Origin of the sequence: Bartonella sp. AA168HLJHH (genome assembly GCF_042197365.1) — a bacterium.
Classification (GTDB): Bacteria; Pseudomonadota; Alphaproteobacteria; order Rhizobiales; family Rhizobiaceae; genus Bartonella.
Map to the genome: position 1 here is coordinate 1 of NZ_JBHIRS010000030.1, position 7,532 is coordinate 7,532.

The following is a 7,532-nucleotide window of genomic DNA, read 5'->3' on the forward strand; positions in this document are numbered from 1 at the left end:
GTACGAGACCTTGTAAACGTTTGCCTCCCGCTTTGGTCCATTTCTGCAATTCGGTTGGTACCGCTTCATAATCCCCCCGATTAAGCCTTTTAAGCAATGTAGAGTTTTGGAAAGCTGCAATACCCACATTATAACAAAAGGAAACAAGAGCGCCGAACTGCTCGTCGCTTAAATTCACACAAACTGCTTTTTCTACCGCCCTCTCATATTGCCGCAAATCTGCTAAAAGCATGTTTTCAGCTTTTTTTTCTGTAATCACCATACCCTCAACAACTGTTGGTTGACCGGCTTTTTTCGTATGACCATAACCAATCGTCCATATGCCAGAAGCATCTTGATAAGCCTGCAAGCGCAAACCTTCCCACTTTTTTAAACAGTATAAACAATCTTTACTTATTTTCCGTGCCATTGTTCAATTCACCTTATAAATATACCTTTATGAGTACTGCTCCATCACCGCCGTCGCCGCCAATTTTGTCGCTTCCGTGTTTCCCATCAAAATATCCACCGCCGCCGCCGCCACATTCTTTACCACCTCTACCACCGTTACCACCTTTGTAACTCTCACCACCCTGCCCCATGATAGAACCCTTACATTTACCGCCGCCGCCGCCGCCAAGAAAAGAACTTCCACCAGTACCAGCTCTCTTGCCGTCTATTCCACTCCCTCCACCATTACCACCAGAAAAAATAAAGCTTTCACCACTGCTGCCCTCCCTGTTTCCTCCTCCATCGCCGCCTTTCCCTCCAAAGTTAACGAGAGTCATGGAAACGGAATATCCTCCTTCTGCTGTAACAAGCCCTTTGATCATTGTTCTACCACCATTGCACAAAATGTTACTGTCATTACCTTTACCACCACGACCAATGTAAGCTGTTTTTAATTTATCTAAATCAGAACCTTTCATTTTAACATGCACACATTGACCGCCGCCGCCGCCGCCATCCTTAACGCCACCACCTCCACCGCCCCAAGCCCATACTTCGATATCGGTGTCAGCAGTAATACCATCAGGCAATGGAATATCTCCGCTTTCTGTCATCAGAATTTCAACAGGTTTTCTAACCCCGCCACCATTGTTGCTACCGCCGCTGCTATTGCTACTATTTGCTTTGATTGAAGCCATCAGTTTGGCTGGTGAGATAAGTGCATCCACTGTTTTTGTGCCATCAATCCAGTCTTGTTTGCCAAGAGGTTGAATGAGATCAACTTTTTTCTGTACACTATGTGCTGTATCTTGCGCTTTATCGGCTGCTGTTTGCGCAATATTTGCCTCAGCTTTTGCACTGTCTCCCGTTTTTTGTGCTGTCTCAGCCGTTTTTTTTGCATCTACTGCATAAGCTTTTGCATCATTTGCTGTTCTTAATGCACTATCTGCAACGTTCTTCGCTTCACTTGCAACATGAATCCCTTGTTGTGCAACATCTTCAACTTTATCAATTTTTGCAATCTGTGCACGTTCTGGAGGAGTTAAGATAAGATGCTTTTTCCCTTCCTTCATATTCTCCATATCAAATACATCTTTTTCTATTTTATCTGGATCATAAACTGATTTTGACATACCAAAAGACTTTGAGCCTACAAAATAACGAATGGTATTTTTGAGATCTACCGGAGATATGGGATAATAAACACCTTCATCTCCCCTCCGCCATTTTTCCATCGTTGGCTGCGTAGAACTCAACCATCGTAGCTTTGATCTTTCCTCTATGGTTAAGATCTTTTTGGTAGGACCCTCGTGCATATTTTCCATAGAAAATGCATTTGCCCCCACATTGTCGGGATCATATGTAGCAGCCTTCATATCGCCAATCCCTAAAGGCGATATTTTTACCCAGCCAGCGCCTGATAAAATCGCATTCTCATGCGCTTCACCACTTGCTTCAATATCGTGAATTGTGACCTTATTTTTGTAAGCAAGAGCTCCAATATCTCTCTTTGCAATAGCATCATCAGCCTTTTTTCCTTGAGCAGCGGTTGCAAAATATTCTACCTCATAAGCTGCTGCACTCCCCACTGAAACAGGTGCAAGAGCCTTACTATCTAAAACACCTTCTTTGACTTCTTCTTTTGTTGCTGGTTCAAGCTTAAATATATGTGTGTGATAGGGTAATGGCATCGCGTTTCATTCCTTAATCAGTTCGTTGTCTTGTTGTGTGAGAGAGAGGACTGCAATTCATCAATAAGTTTTTGCATGATCTCTATGCGTTGATCTGTCGCTTCTTTATATTCTGCCAAAGCGCTTAAAAGATCATGCTGTATGTCGCTTTTGACGAGATCAAGTACCTTATTTAAGGGTGCATGAACCATTCGATTGCTTGCATAAAAAAGGACGCGGATTTGCTCCGCGTCCGCAATATCATCAATAGCAGACGGATTATTGATCATTTGAAAAACTCACGATTTTATGGCATAAACAACCGGTACATTAACAGGGCGTGTTTCTGCCTCGCCCGTTGAAGAAATCGTTACCTTATGCGTGTGCACTCCAGCAGGTTGTGTATCTTTTGTATAATATGAATTACCAAAAGCAGGATTTCTGCCACCTATTTGACCAACTCTTGTAACCATAGAATAATCATGCTTATGCGTATGTTGACCTGCCTCTTCAATGGTACAAGCATGTGTATGAGATTTAATGCTGTCTTTTTGCACCTCTGCGAAGTCTCTATTTTGATCTAAACCGCGCCCATTATCAAAGCCGCGCAAAAACATTCCTCTAAAGTCTGGAACTTTAAAGGTTGTATCGCTGTTTTTTCCCCATTTATCCCCTATCGCCTTGAATAATTGCGGATAATCCTTGCGTTCATAAGTAGCGCCATCACATAAAAGCCAGCCGTTTGGGACTTCTTGCATAGCAAAGGTCGCAATAAAACCACAAGGAAAGGTTTCGACCTTCGGTGGTGGAATGGGGGTAGGGTTTAAAAGATACCAGCCATCAAGACCTTTTGTTGATACGCCATCATTATAGACTATTTCATAAATACCATTTGTTTGTAACTCACCACCTGTCAATGATACTATTCCCGTGCTGGTGGCTTTATAGAGTGGCTTTGCTCCTATATTATTCATGTTTATTGTTGTCGTACCAATATTTATACCACGCGCCTTAAAGCGGATAATGATATCGTTTTTATATTTTGCTATTGGCGAAACCGTCGTCAACGTGATTGATGTTGTTTGTTCCTTTCCATTCACAATAAACTTTGAGTCAAGAGAACCACCATTATCGGCAAGATATTCACGTATACGCTGCATCATGACCCGCGCACTATCATTAACAGAACTAGGCGGCTGCCCTTCTGCCCAATTAATGATACTATCGGAATTCGCATTTTGATCAGCTGTGAGTGACCAGTCATAAATATCAGACATGATAAGCTCCCGTTCTTCTTAATAGCTCTTCGCGCAATTGCTCTTCTTTTTGCCGCCCATAGGAACCAACAGATTGCCGCCTAGAAGGATCAATAAGAGGTGTTAAATCTGTCGGTCCCCCAGTCGATTGTGAGAAACCCGCCATGACTGGTTGCTGTAACATTTGTTGCTGTACCATCTGTGCCTGCTGTTTTTGTCGTTCTCCATTCTCTCTCATTAAATGAAGCAAACCGGAAAAGCCCTTTTTAAGAGCACCTGCATCAATACCTTGTGCTTGCAATGGTGTGGTTTCCATAATCTGTCCTGTTAAATTGTCTCTGCTTTCAGGTGCCATCATTCTGTTTGGGAATGGCGTGTCATATGCCATCAATTGGTTGCCCCCTTGATCACCTTGACCCACTTGATTACCTTGAAGTGTCTTTTGAAGCCTCTCAAACCCACGCAAAGGACCCACCTCGTTTGGTGCTGCTTGTCCATTGCTTTGGTTTTGCTGTATCGTTCTCTTCAAAGCATCTCCCGTTTTATTGTAAAGCCCATAAATATGATTCATAAAATCCCCTGCTGTAGCTTCCATATTGCCACCATTGAGTGTGACTGCCTGTCGACCTAAAAGCTGGCTTGCTGGAATATGTGGATTTTTGATAAGCTTTACTGCCCCTGCTGGTCCTTGTTGGTGTGCGAGGTAAAGCTCTGCCTCTGATGGCTCTCTGCCTAATGCTGTGACTAAATAACGCGTATTATCCTTCGTTAACCGTGCCATAGCATCGGTTGCTTGAAAGGGATCAAACTTGTCATTCAGTTGATAGTGTTTTGCTGTTGAATCGAGAAATTGATACAGCCCCCCTGCACTGCTGTTCTTATTTTTTGCATTTGGATTACCATTACTTTCTATCATAGCAACACGTTCAAGAAAGCTTTCTGGTAAACCATATTTTTGTGCTGCCTGTGAGATAGCACGCTTCACTTTAGGATGAAAATTGATCATTAGTTTATAACCGTTCTATCAACGCTGCTATTCAAAATAATGCCAACAAAATTAATGAATTTCGTATAATTTTCTCGTGTTATTAAGCGTTTCTTTTCTGCTTCATGAAACTTCTTAATTAATTCAATGGCTTTTTCTCTTGCTAACCCAAAATCTCCTTTTTCCCGCGCTGTTATAAGCGCTGCAATATCTCTCTCAGTATCCTTATGGACGCTTGAGAATTTGCGTCCAAATTCTCTTGCGAAATTTTTTACAACTGCCTTGATGAAAGCAATCTTTCCTATACCCATAGTCTGTTGTTTCCCCCTCTCTTCCACTTCACCTATATGGTTTGGCAAGCGTGCAAAAAGCTTTGTTCTTTCCACTTCTGGTCGCAACACTTTCATAAGTTGCTTAGCTTTATCCTCGCCAAAAATACGCTGCAACTTTTCTTGACCATTTTGCGTGTCAAACAAACTCAAAAGATTGTGGTCAAAATTCTGTGCATTGCCTGCCGCATGTTCTAGTTGCGACCGTATACCTTTTTGAAAAGCCTCTTTTTCCATCAACCCAAAATCCGAAAGTTGACTGTTAATTGTGTCGAGATTAACGCTCTTCTTCAGTGCTTGCTCTCCCTGCTCGAGGGCATCACCAATAGTACGCTCGTCATAATAAATTTTCCGTGCTTTAGCATAATCTGGAGAGGACGTATCTAAAACGTCCAGAATGCGTTGTTTGAACAGAGTCAAATCTCGCGCATATCCTTGTTTTCCTTTGATGCGCGCAGAATTAATTTGATCATCCAAAACCTCTTTCATCTTATGTAAAATTCGCATATTCAGCTTTGGATATCCATTGCTCCCTATAACTGTTGCATCCGCTTCATTTGGCATTTGCGCAATTGCTTTTTTATAGGCTTTTTGGAAGGCAGGAGTTTCTTGCAACCGCGATAAATCTTTACTGACAGCATTAGAAATGGGAGAAGCTTTCGCCCTCTCATAAAATGGTTCAGCCTTGTTCTGTGCTTGTTTGATAATCTCTTGCTTTAAATCAAGCGTATCTACTTTTGGACCCATCACATCTGTCAACGCATCCTTTACCCGCAGTGCACTCGCATCTTGTCTAGCTCCCAAACGATTACTTATGAGCGAATATGTATCATGGTCTTTTTTTGCTGCCTTAAAAGCTCTTTTAGCAAGCTCATCATGAAGATCAATAATCATTGAATCAGGACCTCGCTGTTTTAATGCTCTTTCAAGTTTATCAACACCTTCATCCCCTAAAGTTTGGCTTACATCCCTAAGCGCTCTATCGCTTATCTGAAATGCTTCTTTTTCTACACCTTGTGTTATTGGTTCAGTTTTACCAAACAATTTCTCAGCTGTTTTTTTGACAACAGCAGATGTTTTCTTAACACCAGAAGCCGTTACTTTGAATGGTTTTGTAACAAAAGGTGTAACCTTTAAAGCAGAATGTGCCACAAATGGTGTTGCAACGCCTAACCCTGCACCAAACCCAGCAGACACTAGAGTATCTGCAAGCCCTTCCCCTTCACCACTGCCTGCTATTCCACCATAAATGGCTCCAGTTTTTGCTGCACGCCCCAAGCTAAATTTTGCCGCCTCTTTACTTGCTACTGCTTTCATTGCTGCTTCACCTGCAGCTTTTGCCGCTGCCCGTTCCGCACCCTCAGCTAAAGCAGATTGCACCGCCCTTTCTCCTGCTGCTAAAGCTTTACTGGTTATTTGTGCTCCTGCAACACCAGCTCTTCCTCCCAGCACAACATCAGCCCCAATTGCCGCACGAGCAGCAGCAGTAGCCCCTGCCGCGGGTGGAAAGAGGGCAGAAGCAATTACGGGTGCCGCAGCACCCGTTAAATTCCCCGCAAGAGATGCATAAAAATGATCTCGGTTCGCCGCTCTTTGATAATCACGCCATCGCTTTGTCACTTCATTATACTTTTTGACTGCCTCTTTATCTCCCATCCAATAAGCAATAGGACCCGCTTCTGATATTCCGGCTATTTCATCATCATAGCCCATAGTTAACCCATGAAGAGCTCCCCATCCAAAAGCACCCGCAACACTTGGATGTGGACCATCTTCTTCTGTTTCCTCTGTTGCACCATTATTTCCTGTAACAGAACCACTTAGCCTTTCCTTATTCTTCGCGAAAAGCTCTTGAAGCTGTTCTGGTGTATAGTCACTTATGTCCCAATGACTCTTGTGTTTTTACGATTAATAAGAGGGGGGATTACTTCAGCCATTGGTTTGTTTCTCCTTAATGCGTCCATCTCTATCAACGAACAACATGCCTTCCGGCAATGCTTCTATCTGTTTTTCTAGTGGATCATTTGACTGTGCATGATTTCCCTTATAAGCATCTTGCCCATAGGCGGCTCGAACGAGCTCGTTTGTTGCTTCTGCACCACCAAAAAGAATTGCGCGCGTTGCTGCATTGGATTTATTGAAAGTGTCAATAACTGTTTTTAAAGATTTCTTCATTTGCTCTGCAGAAAGATCTTGATACAGTGCTGCTACAGAGTTTTGCAATGCTTGCAATTCCATATTAGACAAATTCCCAAAGCCAGATGCGCCATTTGGTGAAAATGCTTTTGCTTTTCTCAAGGCATCAAGCCCGATACTTGCCTTCAATGAATCGAGCATATGCCCAAAATCTTTTGCCTTAGAATTAGGAAGGAACGACCCTATAGAACCCGTGAAACCAACAACATGCGGGTGTTCCTCAATAGTTTTTAGCAATTCTTTAGATGCTGAGAGTATACGATTTGACCTGTCTGCTGTTTCCAGAATTCGCATTTGCATTTGTTGGTTTTTACGCTCCTCCTCCTTCTGTTCTTGAATTAATTTATGTTCTGAACCACTGCCTGCAATTGGCACCGCACGTATGCCACCAAGTGCATTTTCATCCTTAACATACATATAACCTGATTCAGGCTTTGACAGCATGCCATCAGTATTTCCCCCTAATCCAGAAGCAGTGGAACGTTGTCCCCCTTGGACAAGGTATTGATTTATAATGATAATTCACTGTTTTGTATGTTGAATGAGAGTCCCGAATAACGTAGGATTCTCTCATTTCAAATCTGTTTATCTTGAATCAATCAAAACCACTCGTTTGCACATAGCAAGTGGGATGAGTGTGTGGATAAAATTTGTATAAGAAAGGACT

6 protein-coding genes and 1 pseudogene are annotated in these 7,532 nt (G+C 42.6%); all 7 read right to left on the reverse strand.

Translation table 11 applies throughout. The annotated features are described in order from the left end of the window. A partial coding sequence (locus ACFINM_RS08935) for a lysozyme (RefSeq protein WP_375641131.1) occupies window positions 1–409 on the reverse strand: 409 nt, incomplete at its 3' end. A 13-nt stretch (window positions 410–422) separates the two neighbouring features. Next, complete coding sequence (locus tag ACFINM_RS08940) at window positions 423–2,120, reverse strand: hypothetical protein (RefSeq protein WP_375641133.1); 1,698 nt, start codon at window positions 2,118–2,120, stop codon at window positions 423–425. 17 nt (window positions 2,121–2,137) lie between these two features. Beyond that, window positions 2,138–2,389: a hypothetical protein gene (locus ACFINM_RS08945; protein WP_375610781.1), complete on the reverse strand. Its 252-nt coding sequence runs from the start codon at window positions 2,387–2,389 to the stop codon at window positions 2,138–2,140. A 9-nt stretch (window positions 2,390–2,398) separates the two neighbouring features. After that, on the reverse strand, window positions 2,399–3,376 hold the full coding sequence (locus ACFINM_RS08950; RefSeq protein ID WP_375630251.1) for a tail fiber protein: 978 nt from the start codon (window positions 3,374–3,376) through the stop codon (window positions 2,399–2,401). After that, window positions 3,369–4,361, reverse strand: a complete 993-nt coding sequence (locus tag ACFINM_RS08955; RefSeq protein WP_375630250.1) for a transglycosylase SLT domain-containing protein — start codon at window positions 4,359–4,361, stop codon at window positions 3,369–3,371. Before ACFINM_RS08955 ends, ACFINM_RS08950 begins: the two co-directional genes overlap by 8 nt. Next, window positions 4,361–6,382: a hypothetical protein gene (locus ACFINM_RS08960; RefSeq protein ID WP_375641135.1), complete on the reverse strand. Its 2,022-nt coding sequence runs from the start codon at window positions 6,380–6,382 to the stop codon at window positions 4,361–4,363. The genes ACFINM_RS08955 and ACFINM_RS08960 overlap by 1 nt, the downstream gene beginning before the upstream one ends. A 216-nt stretch (window positions 6,383–6,598) precedes the next feature. Then, window positions 6,599–7,363: pseudogene (locus ACFINM_RS08965) on the reverse strand (hypothetical protein); the annotation flags it as partial. Window positions 7,364–7,532 lie beyond the last annotated feature (169 nt).

Coding starts and splice junctions, on each gene's coding strand:
- ACFINM_RS08960 (WP_375641135.1), bottom strand. CDS start 6,382: ATGGGCTATGATGATGAAATAGCCGGAATATCAGAAGCGGGTCCTATT.
- ACFINM_RS08945 (WP_375610781.1), bottom strand. CDS start 2,389: ATGATCAATAATCCGTCTGCTATTGATGATATTGCGGACGCGGAGCAA.
- ACFINM_RS08950 (WP_375630251.1), bottom strand. CDS start 3,376: ATGTCTGATATTTATGACTGGTCACTCACAGCTGATCAAAATGCGAAT.
- ACFINM_RS08940 (WP_375641133.1), bottom strand. CDS start 2,120: ATGCCATTACCCTATCACACACATATATTTAAGCTTGAACCAGCAACA.
- ACFINM_RS08955 (WP_375630250.1), bottom strand. CDS start 4,361: ATGATCAATTTTCATCCTAAAGTGAAGCGTGCTATCTCACAGGCAGCA.